Here is a 16255-nt window from a genome sequence, read left to right on the forward strand (position 1 = left end):
CCACCGGTCGCTCGATGGACCGGCGGCATGGTCGCGCGGCCCACGCCGATCCGCCGTGCTCGCCGCGCGCGGGGCAGCGATGAGCGGGGCGGCGCCGGTATCCGGCGCGGATCCGGCGCGGGCACTGGACGAGCGGTTCCGCGCCGAGATCGGCACGCTGGCGCCGCGACACATTCGCGACGACAACCTCGGCCCCGGCCTCTCCCCTGACACGCTGTGGGAGGTCTTCGACGCGCAGGCCACCAGCAGGCATCTCGATCTGGCGGCGCGCGCGCTCGGCGTGGCCAAGCGCGGTTACTACAGCATCGGCTCGTCCGGTCACGAAGGCAACGCGGCGCTCTCGGTCGCGACGCGGGCCACCGACCCGGCGCTGCTGCACTATCGGTCGGGCGCGTTCTTCGTGCACCGCGCGCGCCGAGTGCCGGGGCTGGATCCGATTCGCGACGTGCTGCTCGGCGTGGTCGCCGCGGCGGTCGACCCCATCTCCGGCGGCAGGCACAAGGTCTTCGGCAGCAAATCGGCGCACGTGATACCGCAGACCTCCACCATCGCCTCGCACCTGCCGCGAGCGGTCGGGCTGGCCTTCGCGATCGAACGGGCGGGGCGGCTCGGCATCCCGTCGGAATGGCCGCGAGACTCGGTGGTGCTGTGCACTTTCGGCGATGCCTCGGCCAACCACTCGACGGCGGCGGGCGCCGTCAATGCCGCGATTCACACCGCGCACCAAGGGATTCCGGTGCCGATCCTGTTCGTCTGCGAGGACAACGGCATCGGCATCAGCGTGCCGACCCCTCCGGACTGGATCGAGAACGCGTACGGAACACGGCCGGGGCTGGCCTATTTCGACGCCGACGGCTGCGATCCGATCGACGCGCTCACCGTGTCCGAACGCGCCGTCCGCTGGGTGCGCGAGCAGCGCAAGCCCGCGTTCCTGCGGCTGCGCACGGTGCGGTTGCTCGGTCATGCCGGTTCGGACATGGAGGCCGCGTACCGCCGTCCCGCCGACATCGCGGCCGATCTGGTGCGCGACCCGGTCGTCGCAACGGCCCGGCTGCTCGTCGAACGGGGCCTGTCCAAGCCCGACGAGGTGGTCGCGTTCTACGACGAGATCGGGCACCGGGTGACCGCCATGGCCGAATTGGTCTGGCGGGAACCGAAATTGACGTCCACGGCGGCCGTCACCGCGCCCTTGGCGCCCGCTCGTCCCGAGGCGGTGCGGGCCGACGTGCTGCGCGACGCGCCGCCCTCTGAGGGGCCGGGGCATGCTTCCGATGCGGTCGGCGCGCCCCCTGGGCGGACGGTGCCGCACGAGCAGGCGGATTCGCGGTCCGAGGCACGCGGCACGGCATCCCGGTACGGCGCGCGCCTCACGGGTCCGGACCGTCGCACGACCCGCACCACCACGCCCGCGAGCGACCCCGGGACGACCGTCGCGCAGGCGATCAACCACACCCTGGCGGACCTGCTCGCACGCGACACCGACGTGCTGGTCTTCGGCGAGGACGTCGGCCGCAAAGGCGGCGTGTACGGCGTCACCAAGGGTTTGCAGAAGCGTTTCGGCGCGCGCCGCGTCTTCGACACGCTGCTCGACGAACAGAGCGTGCTCGGCACCGCACTCGGCGCGGGGCTCGCCGGTTTCGTCCCGATTCCGGAGATCCAGTACCTCGCCTACCTGCACAACGCCGCCGACCAGTTGCGCGGCGAGGCGGCCACCCTCCAGTTCTTCTCGCACGGCCGCTACCGCAATCCGATGGTGGTGCGGATCGCGGGGCTGGCCTACCAGAAGGGCTTCGGCGGGCACTTCCACAACGACAATTCCGTTGCGGCGCTTCGTGACATCCCCGGGCTGGTGATCGCGGTGCCGTCCCGCGCCGACGACGCGGCGGCGCTGCTGCGCACCTGCGTCTCGGCGGCGCGGGTGGACGGACGGGTATGCGTCTACCTCGAACCCATCGCCCTGTACCACACCAAGGACCTGCATCCCGGCGACGGCGCGTGGTTGGCCCCCGCCGCCGGGCCGCACGTGGAGATCGGCCGCGCCCGCGTCTACGGCGACGGCGGCGACCTCACGATCGTGAGCTTCGGCAACGGCGTCCCGATGAGCCTGCGGGTGGCGGACCGGCTCGCGGCGCGCGGTGTCCGCGCCCGCGTGCTCGACCTGCGTTGGCTCAATCCGCTGCCGGTCGCCGATCTGCTCGCGCACGCTCGTGCCACCGGCCGTGTCCTCGTCGCCGACGAAACCCGCCACAGCGGCGGCGTTTCCGAATCGGTGTGCGCCGCGCTGATCGATGCCGGTTTCGCCGGTCGCGTCGCGCGGGTGACCAGCACGGACAGCTTCGTCCCGCTCGGGCCCGCGGCGGACACCGTGCTGTTGGACGAGACCGGTATCGAGAAGGCCGCGGCGGAGTTGCTCGCCTGACCGGCGCTGGCGGACGAAGTCCGTCGGAGTGAAGCGGAGGTACGCGTCGGCGCGGATCCGCGTGTTCGCGGTTCGATGGGCGGCGGCGGGAAATACCCTGGACAGGCAATGGTGACCAGCGGCGAAAGGGCAGGACGATGACCACGATGTCCATCCTGGGCGAGGTGCGACCCGAGCACGACGCGACCGAGGGCGACGCTCGCGTGCTGCTGCACTACCTGCGGTCCTACCGTCAGCCGGTGCTGGACGTCTGGTCGGCGTGCACGTCACGGAGCCAACTCGAACGCTGGCTGGGCGCGGTGACGGGCGGCAGCGGCAACTACACGATCGAGCCGGTGGACGGTCCGGTCGCGGGTCCGATCGCGGTCCGTGTCGAGCACTGCGTCGCGCCGCACGAACTGGTCGTGCACGTCGACGGCTGCATCGTCGAGCTGCGCCTGACCCAGGTCGGCGTCGTCACCAATCTGGAACTCGTCCGCCGCCACCTCTGCCATCCCGAAGCGAGCTCCGTCGGTCCGCGCTGGCAGTACCTGTTGGACCGGCTCACCGCCTACCTGGAGTTCCAGCCGCTTCCGAACTGGGCCGACTACCCGGAGCTCGCGGCGGAATACCGCTGAACGACCCGCCGTTCCGGAAGGGCCGGGGACGGTTCGCACCGATTCAGTAGCGATACCAAGGACCGTCGTACGGGTCGAAGTGATAGTCGTATCGGTGTTTCGGCTGCGGCGCTCCGTTCGGCATGTAGGCGAAGCCCTCCCTCGTATACAAACCACGCCCCGTGCTGAACAGACACCCGCCCTCGTACGGCTCGACCTCGAAGATCGTGTAGGCGCCATAGCGCGTGCTCGTTTCGGTGGGGACACAGTCGACGGCCGCCCGGTCGAGGCTGCCCTTCGACAGCCACCACCCGAGGCGTTCCGGTAGCTCCCACGTGAACAGCGCGACCGCGACGACGACGACCAGCGGCGCGACCGCACTCAATCGTGCGTTGTCGTAGGCGATCAAACCGATCACGCCGCAGACCAGCCACAACACTCCGGCCGTGAGCAGCCCCAACAGTAGAAGTATCGTGCGGTCGTCGCTGTCGTCCTGGATCACCTCCTGGACGATCAGACCGAGTGAGCATGCCGCCGCGAGTACCGCGGTGCCCAGCGTCCAGCCGACCCACCACCTCGGCGCCCCACGCCGCCAATCGATTCCCCCAATTCTCATGAGGCCACAGTACCGACCGCTCGGCCTGGACGGCAGGGGCCGACGACATCCGAAATCCCGGCCGCCGCACCGCGACTCACCGAATGCGCGACACGCCAAGGGATCTCATCCGCCCGTTGCGCCGCCCCGAATCACTGTCGATCGCTGCTGTCCGCGATCACGCCACCCGCCGGGGTGTCACCCCGGCGGCCCAGTTGTGCGGAAGGCGGTGCTCGATATGGCTTTCGAATTCATCTTTCCGGTTGCCGCGGCGGTCTTGGCGCTGACGGTGTTCGTGGTGGGTGACCGGCTTCGCCCGGAGTCCTGGCGGCAGACCAGCGACGAGGCGTCCGGAACCCTCGTGCTCGACCTCATCAAGACCTTCTTCACCGCGGTCGTCGCGTTCGTCGTGGTGATCTGCTGGCAGCAGTATCAGAACGCGCACAACCACACCGTCGCGGAATCGAAAGCGCTGGTGGACACCTACCTTGCCGCGGAGGGGCTGCCCGACACCGACCGGCAGCGCGTCCAGGGTCTGGTTCGCGCGTACACCGAGCAGGTCGTCGGCGGCGAGTGGGCGGTGATGGACGCCGAACGCAAGCTGAGCCCGGTCACCCAGGACACTTTCGACACGCTGCGCGCCAGCGTCACCGCGGTGTCCTCGAGTGACACCGCGACGAGCGATACGCGCGCCGAAGCGCTCGCCGGACTCGACCAGGTCGCCCAGGCCCGGCACGATCGAGCCGTCGACGCCGACCGTGGCGTCCCCCGATTCCTTTATCTCGCACTGTTCTTCGGCACGGTTCTCCTGCTGCTCAGCCCGGTGCTGTCGGGCCTGCGGGTGACCAAACGCAGCGTCGCGATGACCGCGCTGCTCGGCGTGGTGGTCGGCGCCGCCGTGCTCGCCATCCACAATCTGGACCGACCCTTCTCCGGCGGCAACGTCGTCCCGAGGGACGCCTACGAATACGCGCAGTCCCGCTTCGAGCAGATCGGTGACCGATCGGCGAAGTCCGCACCGGCCACGGCGATCGGCGCAGGCGATGTTCCGCACCGGTAAGCCGGGCCGCGCCGGTGCGCGAGGGAACGATCCCGGCTCGAAGAGTCGTTGCGCGAGAACCGGATTCGTCGCTCTGCCGGTGGCGGCAGCCCTGTTGACGCAACCGATCCCGGCATTCGCCGAGCCGCTAACGCCACCCGGCATCGCCACCGGCAGTGCGGGCGGGGCGCTTCTCGTCGGCGAACATCCCGACTCCGGTAGCGCTATCACGGATCTGACAGCGATCGATACCGGAAGTGCGTTCGCCGCACTTCCTTTGGCTCTCGTGCCGTCGAATGGCTCGCCGATGCGCGAGCCTGCGACAGTCGCAGGCTCCCCGGGCTACGGGCCGGAGCCGGTTCCCGTCACGGATACCGACCCGGCTCTCGAACCAGCCGCCACCCCCGCCGAAACCCTCGGCCTCGACGCCGGGAGCGTCCGCACGGCCTGTACCGGCAGCGCGGCACTCGCGCTCGGCTCGGCGCTGGGGAGCGCGACAGGCAGTGGTCTGCTGGGTCCTGGCTCGAGCGGGTCGGCGCTCGGCAGCGGTCTGGTGGGTCCGGGTCTCCTCGGCTCCGGCTCGGCGCTCGGCAGCACCACGGGCAGCGGCCTCGTCGGACCGGGTTCCAGCGGTTCGGCCCTCGGTAGCGCCGCGGGGTCGGCACTCGGCGGCAGCGCGCTGCTCACCTGCCTCCTGCTGCTCCCGATGACGCCGCCCGCGCCCGGCATTCCGCTGCGACTCGAGCCGCCGCTGCCCGTTCCGGCACCCCAACCCGCGCCAGAACCCATTCCGGCGCAGGCTTTCACACCGGAGCCCGGTCCGCCCCTCCCCGCACGACCGCCGAAAGCGGCGGATCCGCAACCCGTCGAACCCACCGCCGACCCGCTCGCCTGGAACCTCTTGGAACTCATGACGGTCCTGGTGATCACAGTGCTCGCCGCCGTCCGCACTCGGGTCGTCGCGAGTCGCGTCCCGAGACTGCCGTGATGACGTCGGGTGTCAGGCCGGGACGTCGGCGGCGGTCGACGCCAGGTCGGTTAGGTGCGCGGTGATCAGCGCGTTCACTTCGTCGCCACGCTCGAGCTGGACGAGGTGCCCGGCGTCGGGAATCTTGGTCACCGCGCGCAGGTCCGGCACGTACGCGCGCAAGGTCCCCAGCGGATCGCGCCCGCTGAAGCCCTCCATATCCGGATCGCGCTCACCGTAGAGGAAGTAGGCGGGCACGCTCACCCGAGCGTCCGCGTAGTCGGCCGTGAGCGCCCAGTTCCGGTCCAGGTTGCGGTACCAATTGAGGCCGCCGGTGAAACCCGTGCGCTCGAAATCGGCCGCGAGCGTGGCGAACTCGTCTTCGGACAGCCAGCGCCACGGCAGCGCCGGAGCTTCGGGAAGCACGTCGAGGTAGCCGGTGCCCTCGGCGGGGAAACGCCAGGTGTCGAGGTAGTGGTAGTCGGCGCTGAGCGAGTAGTAGACGCGGACGAGGAATTCGCGCGGGCGAGCCGCCAGTTCGGCGTCGGCGACACCGGGCCGCTGGAAGTAGTCCAGGTGCAGGAAGTGGCGCGCGGCCGCCTTGGCCCAGAGCTCGGAGGGCGCTCGCGGCGGGCGCGGCGCGTAGGGGTTGTTCAGCACGACCACGCCCGCCACGCGCTCGGGTGCGCGCAACGCCAGTTCCCATACCAGCGCGGCGCCGAAATCCAGCCCGACGAACACCGCGCGCTCGGCGCCGATGTCGTCCAGCAGGCCGAGCAGATCGCCGATGACGGCGCGATTCGTGTACTCCGCCGGATCCTCGGGAGCCTCGGTCCGGCCGTATCCGCGCAGGTCAGGGGCGATTGCGTGGTACCCGGCGGCGGCGACCGCGGCGAGCTGCCGATGCCAGACGAACCAGGTGTGCGGGAAACCGTGACAGAACACCACGGGATCGCCGCTGCCCTGTTCGGCAACGTGCATCCGGACGCCGTTGGTGGTCACGAACCGATGCGTCAGCTCCACTCTCGCCTCCAAATCTAGAACGCGTTCTACGAGTAACGGTAATGTCCGAGAGTCGTGAGCGGAATACCACGAGAACTGCACGGCCGGGTCGCGGTCGTCACCGGTGCGAGCCGGGGCATCGGCAAGGGCATCGCGCTGGAACTGGGCGCGGCGGGCGCGACGGTGTACATCACCGGGCGATCGGCGACGGCGGGCCGACTACCCGGCACCGTGCACGACACCGCGGCCGAGATCGACGCGCTCGGCGGGCACGGCGTCCCCTTCGTCTGCGATCACCGCGACGACGACGCCGTGCAGCGCCTGTTCGAATGGGTGCGCGCCGAACACGGCCGCCTCGACGTGCTGGTGAACAACGTCTACAACTCCCCCGCCGCCGCCCGTTGGCTCGGCAAGCCGTTCTGGGAGGTGCCGCCGAGCGCCTGGGACGAGACCTTCGACGTGGGAGTCCGATCCCATTACGCCGCAAGCTTCTACGCCGCGCCGCTGCTGATCGGGTCGAGCGGGCTCGTCGTCAACGTCTCGTCACCGGGGTCCCGGCGTTATATGCACAACGCGGTCTACGGCGTGGCCAAGACCGCACTGGACCGGCTCACCGCCGACATGGCCCACGATCTCGCCGACACCGGGGTCACCGTGGTCTCGCTGTGGCCGGGAATCGTAAACACCGAACTTCTCCAGCTGGTACCCGCCGATGCCGAGGGACGCCGCCTGGTCACCCTGCCCGGCGAGGGCACCTTCGACCTCGGCGCCGCGGAGACGCCGCGCTTCCCCGGCCGTGCCGTCGTCGCGCTGGCCGCCGATCCGCGGCGGCGCGCACGCACCGGACTTGCCTGGCGGGTGGCCGATCTCGCCGACCAGTACGGCTTCACCGACATCGACGGACGGGTGCCGCGCAACGACTGACCGTTGTCTCCCCGCCGCTGCGGCCGGACATGGTCGAGGCGCAATGCTCGCGGCGCGGCCAGTGCTGTCCCTGGCAGGGCAGTAGGCTCGGCGCGGCCGCGCTCGCGGCGATCCTGCTCGCGCTGCGCCTGGATATCCGTCCCGGTCGAGCCGCAGGACAGGCCGCTGCGGCGCGGTGCGCGCTACTCCCGTCGCTCACGGCCGTGCTCGGCCTGGCCATCGCCCCGGCGCTGGTCGTGACGCGCGGTCAGCTGCGCGCCACGACGCGCCGCAGTGCCGAGGTCACTTCCGCGGGAACGGCGTGTTGCTCGTCGTGAAGTACTGGGTCGCGGCCAAGACGGCGATGGGCGCGGTCACCAGCGGATGCGTTGCAGCAGTGGGCGATAGCGGAACGCGGCGGTGTGCGAGTGGCCGTACACCAGGCCGACGTGGAGTGTCCCGTCGCTCAGCGCGGCCAGGTGCGGGCCGGTGCGTCCGGCCGGTGTCGGCTTCACCAGTTGCACGCCGAGGGATTTCTCCAGCTTCCGCAGTTGCGCGCTGAGACTCGGCTGGGTCAGGTGATCGCGCGCCGACGTTCGCGGCAGGCCCGGTGACCGAGCCGTTGCCCGCTCAGGCGAACTTGATCTCCAGGCCGATGCCGAGGATGGCGATGACCCAGATGAGGCCGGTGAAGATCGTGACGCGGTCGAGGTTCTTCTCGACGACGGTGGAGCCGGACAGGCTCGATTGCACGCCGCCGCCGAACAGGCTGGACAGGCCTCCACCCTTGGCGCGGTGCAGCAGCACCAGCAGCACCAGCAGCAGGCTGGTGATGATCAGGAGGATATCCAGGAACATCCGCATGGCGACCATCCTATGGGGTGCGCGGATCACCCGCCTAATGGGGCTCGACGGCGATCGGCTCGGCCTCGATGCCGGGCTTCGTTACGGACGGTCCATCGCGACCAGGTGGGTGATCTGTTCCTCGCCCGCGTCGAACTCCGCCACCGCGTGCTCGCGAATCCGATCTTGGGCGGTGAGCCGCACCTGATGCTGCTGCATGTGCTCGGCCCAGGAACGCACCACGAACGCCTCGACGTACCGATCGACCACGCCGACGTCGCGATACAGCCGCCATTCCATCGCGCCCGTGCGCTGGCGCGAGCGGCCGACGAACGCCATCGCGCCGAGGAATTCCTCGACCTTCTCCTCCGGCACGTCGTAGCCGCGCAGCACCAGCACGGGTCCGTCGTCCGGCTCCGGTTCCACCACCAGCTGCGGCTCCGGCCAGAACGCCGACGGGGTGAGATCGAGTTCCTCGGCGTTGTGCCGGATCGGCAGCCACACGCTGCTCACCGCGCTGGCGGCCAGCAGCGCCGCGGCGATGAGCAGCGCGGTGACGGGGGCGAGCGCACCGGCGACCAACCCCCAGAGCAGCGAACCGATGGCCTGCCCGCCCATGAAGACCAGCATGTAGACCGAGAGGCCGCGGGCGCGCACCCAGGCGGGCAGCAGCAGCTGCATGGTGGAGTTCATCGTCGACATGGCCAGCAGCCAGGCCAGACCCGCGCCGACCAGCAGCACCAGTACCACCGCCACGTGGTGCAGCAGGGCCGCGCCCGCCGAGGCGATGCCGAACAGCACGGCGGCCGCGGTCAGCCGCTGCGTGGGTGTCAGCAGCGCGCGGATCCGCGACAGACCGAAAGCGCCGAGCACGGCGCCGACGCCGAGCGCGCCGAGCATCAGGCCGTAGCCGGAGGAGGACAGGCCCAGCGAGTCGCGCGCGATCACCGGAAGCAGCGCCCACAGCGCGCTGGCAGGGGCGATGAACAGGATCGAGCGCAGCAGCACCCGCCGGATCGCGGGCGCGGCGCGGATGAACCTGGTGCCCGCCTGGAGAGCCGCCAGCGGTCGCTCGGTGGGCAGCTTCCGGTCGGTGACCGGCCTGCGCCACACGGTCAGCACCGCGACGATCCCGGCGAAGGACACCGCGTTGAGCGCGAACACCAGCGTCGGCCCGGACAGCGAGACCAGCACGCCCGCGACCGCGGGTCCCACCGCGCGGCCGATGTTGATGTTCATGCTGCCCAGTGCCGCGACGGACGGAATCTGTTCGCGCGGTACGAGTTCCGGCTGGATCGCCTGCCACGCGGGCGCGGTGAGCGCCTGTCCGCAGCCGAGCAGGAACAGCAGGGTGAGCAGCACCGCGGGCGTAGTGTGGCCGGTCGCGGTGGAGACCGCCAGCAGCGTGGCCAGCAACGCCATCGTGGACTGGGCGCCCAGCAGCAGACGGCGGCGGTCGACCAGGTCGGCGAGCACGCCGGAGGGTATGGACAGCAGCATGACCGGCAGCGTGATCGCGGTTTGGACGAACGACACCAGCGTCGCCGCGTTCGGCTCGTCGACCAGGATCCACTGCGCGCCGACGGTCTGCATCCAGGTGCCGAGATTGGACACCAACTGCGCGATCCACAGCGCTCGATAGATCGGGGACCGCAGCGGCGCCCACGTGGAAAGCGGGGTCGTCGCGTCGGCGGTGGTCACTCCGAAGAGCATATCGCCGCGTGCGCAGCCCCTCCTACGGCACAGCGCAGCCCCGGACCATGCGGGTTCCGGGGCTGCGGGGCCGCGAGCTTGTGCGCGATCGACAGCGGCAGGAGCAGTGATGCTTGCCGCGACGGCTGGCGTCGCGCCGCGAAACTAACGTCCGGCCAGGTAGGACTTCTCGAATTCCTCGAAGCTGATCTGGTCGTCCTTGTCCTTGTCGAGCAACCCGAAGTACCTGGAGCCGGCGGCATCGCTGACCGAACGGGTGCGATCGAGATATTTCTTGAGTTCGTCGACGGAAATGTAGCCGTCATCGTCGAGATCGATCTCGGCGAATACCTGAGTGGCGTCGGCCATGGCAACTCTCCCTTCGTAGCTGTCCGAATCGGTTTCCGATCTTCTGGTCGAACTACGAGCATCGAGCTTGTCGAATATACCGCCGCCCTCGCCACCGGCGGATCGCTTCTCGCCGCGGTCGCGCACCGTCGTCGACCGCCGCGAGCGCACGGAGTTCCGGGTCGGCGGCGATGCGCGAGGCGGTGTCGGCACCCGGCGGATAGTGGCGGACGCCGACCAGCCATTCGCTGCGCAGCTCCGGCAGAACTATCTGCGTGGCGTCCCACGCGTCGACCGGGACGCCGCGCCAATCCATCGCTGCCTCGTCGGGTCCGAACGCAGGACCGTCCGATCGTCCCGGCGCCGCGAGCAGGGCCATTGTCTCCCCCAGGTAGTCGTTCCAGCGGGCGTAGGACGTCGCGAGCGCCGCCGAGGGTGGAACCGTCAACCGCAGCAGGCACACGCCGTGCGCCCATTGATCGTCGCCCAGTAGCAGGTCCGCGGTCATGCGCCCTCGCCCGCGGCGCAGCGCCCGCCCCGGCCAGCACCACACCGGCGGCGCGTCACCGCACGCGATCCCGCTGCGCTCCATCTGCCCGACCATGGCGCGGTAGGCGGGCCGCCAATTCACGACCACCCGCTCCCACGACGCTCGATAACGCCCCCGGTCCCGCAGCGCCGCAACGACTTCCGGCGCCTGCAACGTCCAGACCCGCACCCACACCCTCCCCGCATCGTCCACTTCGGGCTTCTCGGCGATCACTTCACCCGGTCCCCGGCATTGTGCCCATCCCGCCGGAAAAGCCGAAGTCGATTTCGGCAGCGGCCGTGCGAAACCGAGCAAACCGCGTGTCGCGGACGACCGGCGAAGGGTCGACCGGCCGAGGTCGGTTGACGAGGTACGGGACGCGATCTCGGTAGCATCGCCGCATGCCGTCCTCACTCGTGCGCTTGGTTCCGGTGTTGCTGCTCGCGTTCGGTGTCGCCGCGTGCGGGAATGGGGACGAGAGCGGGCCGAGTGAGCCGGAGGCAACGCCGATGGGGCGGAGCTTCCTGTCGACCGAGGTGGAAGGCGCGCCGATTCCGGGTGGCGGGCCGCTCAGTTTGCGGTTCGCCGACGGCACCGTGACCGGCTACGCGGGGTGCAACACCATTTCGGGTGCGGTGACGCTGGACGAGCACGTGCTGCGGGTGGACGAACTGGCGAGCACGCTGATCGGCTGTCCCGGCGACCTCGCGGACGCGGATCAGTGGGTGGACACCCTGCTGAGCTCCGCGCCGACCTGGCAGCTCGACGGTGACACGCTGACATTGAAGAACAACGAGCAGACCGTCACGCTGCTGGACAAGAAGGTCGCGCAGCCGGACAAACCGTTGCGCGGCACCACGTGGGTGGTGAACGGGCTGATCACGCCGGACGCGCAGATACAGTCCCAAGCCATCATCGACGCGAAGCCGACGCTGGTCATCGCCGAGGACGGCGCGGTCTCCGGTTCCGCGGGCTGCAACCGGCTGACCGGCACGGCGACAGTCGAGCCGAGCCACGACGCCGCGAAGGTCACCTTTCAGGTGGCCACCACCAAGATGATGTGTCCGCCCGAGGTGATGGAGGTCGAGGCCGCGGTGCTGCGCGTGCTCGACGGGCAGACCACGGCCACCATCGACGCCGACGTGCTCACCCTGCGCAACGCGAACGGACACGGCCTGACCCTGACGGCCCGGTAGTCACTTCCTGGTGAGAACCACCCGGTCCGCGATCATCTCCGCCTCGCCCGGCGGGGTGAAGTAGAGCTCCATCACGACCCGGTCCGCCGATTCCAGCCGGATCGTGGTGCGCATCGGAATCGTCTTGCCGACGAAGCGTTCGCCGAGCACGCCCGGGTCGGTGAACTCGCCGAGGACGGTGATCTCGGTGTCGCTGCCGCCGCTGTCCTTGGCGCCCTTGTAGGTCATCATCATCGGCGTGACGCTGCTGTTCCGCCTCTCCGCGTTCAAGGCCGGTCGTGAGAGCCCCGGAAGTTTCGTGCCGGGCCGGCGGTGGGGTGCCGCTCGGGTTCTGGGCGTACCCGGTGAGTTACCCGGCCCGTGCGAGATCAGTTGTCGCGTCGGTAATCCTCCGGTTGGGCTCCCGGGGGTTTGGTGTGCCCGACGTCCTCACGAAATCAGTTGTCGCCGGTCTCGGCGATCCACTGCCAGCGGGAGACGATCTCGGTCTGGAGCGGCTTGTCCGGCGTGCCGCCCGCGACGTAGGTCGACTTGTCCCCGCGCCATTCGCCGACCAGCTGGTTCAGCCTGCGATGGCCCGGATCCTGGGTGTTCGGGTCGACGCTCGCCGCGGACGTCGTCGGCGACGCGGCCGCGGTGCTGGTCGTATCGTCGGAACACCCGGCGCCGAGCGCGGCGACGGCGACCAACGCGAGGGAACTCAGGGCACGGGAAAGAGTGGAGCGCACGGAAATCCTTGTCGGCCTTGGTGATCGGAGTCGGCCCATCATCACACACGGCGCCGTGCCATTGCCCGGCGCGCGGTTACGCCCAGAACGAAACACACGCCCGAGGAAACGAAGCGGCCCGGCATCGCACGCGCGATACCGGGCCGTTCCTGCGGCGTCAGCGCGACGCCGTCGACCGACTCAGGGCAGCGGACCACCCGCGGCGATCGCCGACAGCGTGGCGAACTCGTCACCCTTCAGCGACGCGCCGCCGACCAGCGCACCGTCGATGTCGGACTGAGCGACCAGCTCGCCGACATTCTTGGCATTGACCGAACCGCCGTAGAGCACCCGCACCTCCATGGCGACCTCGGGCGAGGCCAGCTCGCCGAGCTCGGCACGGATGGCGCCGCACACCTCCTGCGCGTCGGCGGGGGTGGCGACCTTGCCGGTGCCGATGGCCCAGACCGGCTCGTAGGCGATGACGACCTTCGAGATCTCCTCGGCCGTCAGGCCTTTCAGCGAACCGCGCAGCTGCTCGAGGTTGTACTCGACGTGCGTGCCCGCCTCACGGACATTCAGGCCCTCGCCGATGCACACGATCGGCGTGATGCCGTGCTTCAGCGCCTGCTTGGCCTTGGCGAGCACGGTGGCGTCGTCCTCGTTGTGGTACTGCCGCCGCTCCGAGTGCCCGACCACCGCGAAGGTGCAGCCGAGCTTGGCCAGCATGCCACCGCTGATCTCACCGGTGTAGGCGCCCGAGTCGTACACGGACACGTCCTGCGCACCGTAGGTGATCAGCAGCTTGTCGCCCTCGACGAGAGTCTGCACGCTGCGGATGTCGGTGAACGGCGGGATGACCGCCACGTCGACCTTGGCGAAGTACTTCTCCGGCAGCGCGAAGGCGATCTTCTGCACCAGGGCGATGGCCTCGAGGTGGTTGAGGTTCATCTTCCAGTTGCCCGCGATGAGCGGTTTACGTGCCATGGATCAGTCCTCCAACACACTGATGCCGGGGAGTTCCTTGCCCTCCAGGTACTCCAGCGACGCGCCGCCGCCGGTGGAGATGTGCGAGAAACCGTCCTCGGGCAGGCCGAGCGCGCGCACGGCCGCGGCCGAGTCGCCGCCGCCGACCACGGTGAACGCACCCTTGCCGGTCGCCGTGACGATGGCCTCGGCGACCCCGCGGGTGCCCGCGGCGAAGTTCGCGAACTCGAACACGCCCATCGGGCCGTTCCAGAACACCGTCTTCGCCTCGGTGAGCAGCGCCGCGAACCGGTCGACCGACTCCGGGCCCACGTCCAGGCCCATCCAGCTTTCGGGGATCTCGTTGGCGGGCACGATCTTGGAGTCGGCGTCGGCCGCGAACTTGTCCGCCACCACGATGTCGCGCGGCAGGTGGATGACGTCGCCGAAGCGCTCGAGCAGCTCCTTGCAGGTGTCGATCATCTCTTCCTGCAGCAGCGAGGAGCCCACCGAAAGGCCCTGTGCGGCAAGGAAGGTGAAGCACATGCCGCCGCCGATCACCAGGGTGTCGACCTTCGGAGCCAGCGCCTCGATGACCGCGAGCTTGTCGGAGACCTTCGAGCCGCCGAGCACGACCGCGTACGGCCGCTCGGGGTTCTCCGTCAGCTTGGCCAGCACGTCCACCTCGGCCGCGACCAGCGTGCCCGCGTAGTGCGGGAGCAGCTTGGCCACGTCGTAGACCGAGGCCTGCTTGCGGTGCACGACGCCGAAGCCGTCGGAGACGAACGCGCCGTCGTCGCCGACCAGCTCGACGAGCGCCGCGGCGAGTTTGCCACGCTCGGCGTCGTCCTTGCTGGTCTCGCGGGCGTCGAAGCGCACGTTCTCCAGCAGCAGCACGTCGCCGTCGGTGAGGCCCTCCGAGCGCGAGAGCGCGTCGTAGCCCACCACGTCACCGGCCAGCTGGACGTTGCGGCCGAGCAGCTCGGCCAGCTTCGCGGCGACCGGAGCCAGCGAGAACTTCGGGTCCGGCTCGCCCTTCGGACGGCCCAGGTGCGCGGTGACGACGACCTTGGCGCCGGCCTGGACCAGCGCCTCGATGGTCGGCACCGAGGCGATGATGCGGCCGGGGTCGGTGATCTCGCCGTTCTCGTCCAGGGGAACGTTCAGGTCGGAGCGCACCAGCACGCCCCGGCCCTCGACACCCTCGGTGAGCAGATCTTGAAGCGTCTTGACTGCCATGCCGATCAGAGGGACTTGCCGACGAGGCCGATGAGGTCGGCGAGGCGGTTGGAGTAGCCCCACTCGTTGTCGTACCAGGACACGACCTTCACCTGGTCGTCGATGACCTTGGTCAGCGGCGCGTCGTAGATCGACGAGTGCGGGTCGGTGACGATGTCGCTGGACACGATCGGGTCGGTGTTGTACTTCAGGATGCCCTTCAGCGGGCCCTCGGCGGCGGCCTTGTACGCGGCGTTGATCTCGTCGATGGTGGCCGACTTGCTCAGGGTCGCGGTCAGGTCGGTGACCGAGCCGGTCGGGACCGGAACGCGCAGCGCGTAGCCGTCCAGCTTGCCCTGCAGTTCGGGCAGCACCAGGCCGATGGCCTTGGCGGCGCCGGTGCCGGTGGGCACGATGTTCAGCGCGGCGGCGCGGGCGCGGCGCAGGTCGCTGTGCGGGCCGTCCTGCAGGTTCTGGTCCTGGGTGTAGGCGTGGATCGTGGTCATCAGGCCACGTTCGATGCCGAACTCGTCGTTGAGCACCTTGGCCAGCGGGCCGAGGCAGTTGGTGGTGCAGGACGCGTTGGAGATGATGTTCTGGCTGCCGTCGTACTGGCTGTCGTTGACACCCATGACCACGGTCAGGTCCTCACCCTTGGCCGGGGCGGAGATGATGACCTTCTTGGCGCCCGCCGCCAGGTGGCCCTTGGCCTTGGTGGCGTCGGTGAAGATGCCGGTGGACTCGACGACCACGTCGACGCCCAGGTCGCCCCAGGGCAGGGCCGCCGGGCCTTCCTTGATGGCCAGGGCCTTGATCCGCTGGTCGCCGACCACGATGGTGTCCTCGCCGTCCAGCGAGACATCCTGCGGCAGACGGCCGAGGATCGAGTCGTACTTCAGCAGCGTGGCCAGGGTCGCGTTGTCGGTGAGGTCGTTGACCGCGACGATCTCGATATCGGTGGTGCCGAGCGCCTTCTGCGCCTCCACCGCCCGGAAGAAATTACGTCCGATACGACCGAAGCCGTTGATGCCTACCCGGACTGTCACGTTATCGCTCCTCAGCTTTCAAGCGGATTCATTCCGATGCCTTATTCACACTAGTGCCCTGCGGTCACCTCTCCGACACGCACCTCGCATGGTGAGGACCGTCCGAGGGCCGTGACCGGTCACGATCCGGCGCCCACCCGCCCAGGTGGACGCCATGTCGCGGCAGGCGCGAACGGCCGTTCGCGCCGC

General features: G+C 69.6%; 18 protein-coding genes and 1 pseudogene. 7 read left to right on the forward strand and 12 right to left on the reverse strand.

Annotation, left to right across the window (positions count from 1 at the left end; translation table 11 throughout):
- Positions 1 to 79: 79 nt before the first annotated feature.
- Positions 80 to 2419: a thiamine pyrophosphate-dependent enzyme gene (locus tag T333_RS24155; protein ID WP_496425930.1), complete on the forward strand. Its 2340-nt coding sequence runs from the start codon at positions 80 to 82 to the stop codon at positions 2417 to 2419.
- Between the two features lie 137 nt (positions 2420 to 2556).
- Complete coding sequence (locus tag T333_RS24160) at positions 2557 to 3036, forward strand: SRPBCC domain-containing protein (protein WP_357248422.1); 480 nt, start codon at positions 2557 to 2559, stop codon at positions 3034 to 3036.
- Between the two features lie 43 nt (positions 3037 to 3079).
- On the opposite strand, the gene T333_RS24165 is transcribed toward T333_RS24160, so the two are convergent.
- The gene (locus T333_RS24165) at positions 3080 to 3631 is read right to left on the reverse strand and encodes a hypothetical protein (protein WP_496425931.1); all 552 of its coding nucleotides are present in this window, start codon (positions 3629 to 3631) and stop codon (positions 3080 to 3082) included.
- A 217-nt stretch (positions 3632 to 3848) separates the two neighbouring features.
- Here T333_RS24165 and T333_RS24170 point away from each other — a divergent pair, with 217 nt between their 5' ends.
- Both T333_RS24170 and T333_RS24175 read left to right on the forward strand, forming a co-directional pair.
- The gene (locus T333_RS24170) at positions 3849 to 4670 is read left to right on the forward strand and encodes a bestrophin-like domain (protein ID WP_496425932.1); all 822 of its coding nucleotides are present in this window, start codon (positions 3849 to 3851) and stop codon (positions 4668 to 4670) included.
- Positions 4671 to 4956: 286 nt separating this feature from the next.
- Complete coding sequence (locus T333_RS24175; protein ID WP_496425933.1) at positions 4957 to 5637, forward strand: hypothetical protein; 681 nt, start codon at positions 4957 to 4959, stop codon at positions 5635 to 5637.
- A gap of 12 nt (positions 5638 to 5649) precedes the next feature.
- On the opposite strand, the gene T333_RS24180 is transcribed toward T333_RS24175, so the two are convergent.
- Positions 5650 to 6639: an alpha/beta fold hydrolase gene (locus tag T333_RS24180; RefSeq protein ID WP_496425934.1), complete on the reverse strand. Its 990-nt coding sequence runs from the start codon at positions 6637 to 6639 to the stop codon at positions 5650 to 5652.
- A 54-nt stretch (positions 6640 to 6693) separates the two neighbouring features.
- On the opposite strand from T333_RS24180, the gene T333_RS24185 reads away from it, so the two are divergent.
- Together T333_RS24185 and T333_RS24190 are read left to right on the forward strand one after the other, a co-directional pair.
- Complete coding sequence (locus tag T333_RS24185; RefSeq protein ID WP_496425935.1) at positions 6694 to 7542, forward strand: SDR family NAD(P)-dependent oxidoreductase; 849 nt, start codon at positions 6694 to 6696, stop codon at positions 7540 to 7542.
- A 29-nt stretch (positions 7543 to 7571) separates the two neighbouring features.
- Complete coding sequence (locus T333_RS24190; protein WP_496425936.1) at positions 7572 to 7859, forward strand: hypothetical protein; 288 nt, start codon at positions 7572 to 7574, stop codon at positions 7857 to 7859.
- A 36-nt stretch (positions 7860 to 7895) separates the two neighbouring features.
- Here T333_RS24190 and T333_RS24195 read toward each other — a convergent pair.
- The 5 genes and pseudogenes from T333_RS24195 to T333_RS24215 all read right to left on the reverse strand — a co-directional run.
- Positions 7896 to 8132: pseudogene (locus T333_RS24195) on the reverse strand (helix-turn-helix domain-containing protein); the annotation flags it as partial.
- Between the two features lie 19 nt (positions 8133 to 8151).
- On the reverse strand, positions 8152 to 8385 hold the full coding sequence (gene secG / locus T333_RS24200; RefSeq protein WP_355002259.1) for a preprotein translocase subunit SecG: 234 nt from the start codon (positions 8383 to 8385) through the stop codon (positions 8152 to 8154).
- A gap of 81 nt (positions 8386 to 8466) precedes the next feature.
- Positions 8467 to 10077, reverse strand: a complete 1611-nt coding sequence (locus T333_RS24205; RefSeq protein ID WP_355002258.1) for an MFS transporter — start codon at positions 10075 to 10077, stop codon at positions 8467 to 8469.
- Between the two features lie 144 nt (positions 10078 to 10221).
- Positions 10222 to 10425 carry an EF-hand domain-containing protein gene (locus T333_RS24210; protein ID WP_355002257.1) on the reverse strand — a complete coding sequence of 68 codons (204 nt, stop codon included), beginning with the start codon at positions 10423 to 10425 and terminating at the stop codon, positions 10222 to 10224.
- Positions 10426 to 10477: 52 nt separating this feature from the next.
- Positions 10478 to 11146 (reverse strand): hypothetical protein, encoded by a 669-nt coding sequence (locus T333_RS24215; protein WP_496425937.1) that lies wholly within the window; start codon positions 11144 to 11146, stop codon positions 10478 to 10480.
- 188 nt (positions 11147 to 11334) lie between these two features.
- Between T333_RS24215 and T333_RS24220 the strand changes: the two genes are divergently transcribed.
- Positions 11335 to 12129 carry an META domain-containing protein gene (locus T333_RS24220; protein ID WP_496425938.1) on the forward strand — a complete coding sequence of 265 codons (795 nt, stop codon included), beginning with the start codon at positions 11335 to 11337 and terminating at the stop codon, positions 12127 to 12129.
- Here T333_RS24220 and T333_RS24225 read toward each other — a convergent pair whose 3' ends face one another.
- From T333_RS24225 to gap, 5 genes are all read right to left on the reverse strand, one after another.
- Entirely contained in the window at positions 12130 to 12363 is a 234-nt protein-coding gene (locus tag T333_RS24225) for a hypothetical protein (RefSeq protein WP_357248393.1), read from the reverse strand. It abuts the gene before it with no gap.
- Between the two features lie 203 nt (positions 12364 to 12566).
- The gene (locus T333_RS24230; protein ID WP_496425939.1) at positions 12567 to 12857 is read right to left on the reverse strand and encodes a hypothetical protein; all 291 of its coding nucleotides are present in this window, start codon (positions 12855 to 12857) and stop codon (positions 12567 to 12569) included.
- A 180-nt stretch (positions 12858 to 13037) separates the two neighbouring features.
- The gene (gene tpiA / locus T333_RS24235; protein WP_357248387.1) at positions 13038 to 13823 is read right to left on the reverse strand and encodes a triose-phosphate isomerase; all 786 of its coding nucleotides are present in this window, start codon (positions 13821 to 13823) and stop codon (positions 13038 to 13040) included.
- 3 nt (positions 13824 to 13826) lie between these two features.
- Positions 13827 to 15041, reverse strand: a complete 1215-nt coding sequence (locus T333_RS24240) for a phosphoglycerate kinase (RefSeq protein WP_357248384.1) — start codon at positions 15039 to 15041, stop codon at positions 13827 to 13829.
- Between the two features lie 5 nt (positions 15042 to 15046).
- Positions 15047 to 16066: a type I glyceraldehyde-3-phosphate dehydrogenase gene (gene gap / locus T333_RS24245; protein ID WP_163815989.1), complete on the reverse strand. Its 1020-nt coding sequence runs from the start codon at positions 16064 to 16066 to the stop codon at positions 15047 to 15049.
- Positions 16067 to 16255: the final 189 nt, after the last annotated feature.

Source organism: Nocardia sp. CNS-044, assembly GCF_059570515.1.

What these genes read in the sequence shown, in the direction of transcription:
- T333_RS24155 (WP_496425930.1), top strand. Translation starts at nt 80, where the DNA reads ATGAGCGGGGCGGCGCCGGTATCCGGCGCGGATCCGGCGCGGGCACTG.
- T333_RS24160 (WP_357248422.1), top strand. Translation starts at nt 2,557, where the DNA reads ATGACCACGATGTCCATCCTGGGCGAGGTGCGACCCGAGCACGACGCG.
- T333_RS24165 (WP_496425931.1), bottom strand. Translation starts at nt 3,631, where the DNA reads ATGAGAATTGGGGGAATCGATTGGCGGCGTGGGGCGCCGAGGTGGTGG.
- T333_RS24170 (WP_496425932.1), top strand. Translation starts at nt 3,849, where the DNA reads ATGGCTTTCGAATTCATCTTTCCGGTTGCCGCGGCGGTCTTGGCGCTG.
- T333_RS24175 (WP_496425933.1), top strand. Translation starts at nt 4,957, where the DNA reads ATGCGCGAGCCTGCGACAGTCGCAGGCTCCCCGGGCTACGGGCCGGAG.
- T333_RS24190 (WP_496425936.1), top strand. Translation starts at nt 7,572, where the DNA reads ATGGTCGAGGCGCAATGCTCGCGGCGCGGCCAGTGCTGTCCCTGGCAG.
- secG (WP_355002259.1), bottom strand. Translation starts at nt 8,385, where the DNA reads ATGCGGATGTTCCTGGATATCCTCCTGATCATCACCAGCCTGCTGCTG.
- T333_RS24205 (WP_355002258.1), bottom strand. Translation starts at nt 10,077, where the DNA reads ATGCTCTTCGGAGTGACCACCGCCGACGCGACGACCCCGCTTTCCACG.
- T333_RS24210 (WP_355002257.1), bottom strand. Translation starts at nt 10,425, where the DNA reads ATGGCCGACGCCACTCAGGTATTCGCCGAGATCGATCTCGACGATGAC.
- T333_RS24220 (WP_496425938.1), top strand. Translation starts at nt 11,335, where the DNA reads ATGCCGTCCTCACTCGTGCGCTTGGTTCCGGTGTTGCTGCTCGCGTTC.
- T333_RS24225 (WP_357248393.1), bottom strand. Translation starts at nt 12,363, where the DNA reads ATGATGATGACCTACAAGGGCGCCAAGGACAGCGGCGGCAGCGACACC.
- tpiA (WP_357248387.1), bottom strand. Translation starts at nt 13,823, where the DNA reads ATGGCACGTAAACCGCTCATCGCGGGCAACTGGAAGATGAACCTCAAC.
- T333_RS24240 (WP_357248384.1), bottom strand. Translation starts at nt 15,041, where the DNA reads ATGGCAGTCAAGACGCTTCAAGATCTGCTCACCGAGGGTGTCGAGGGC.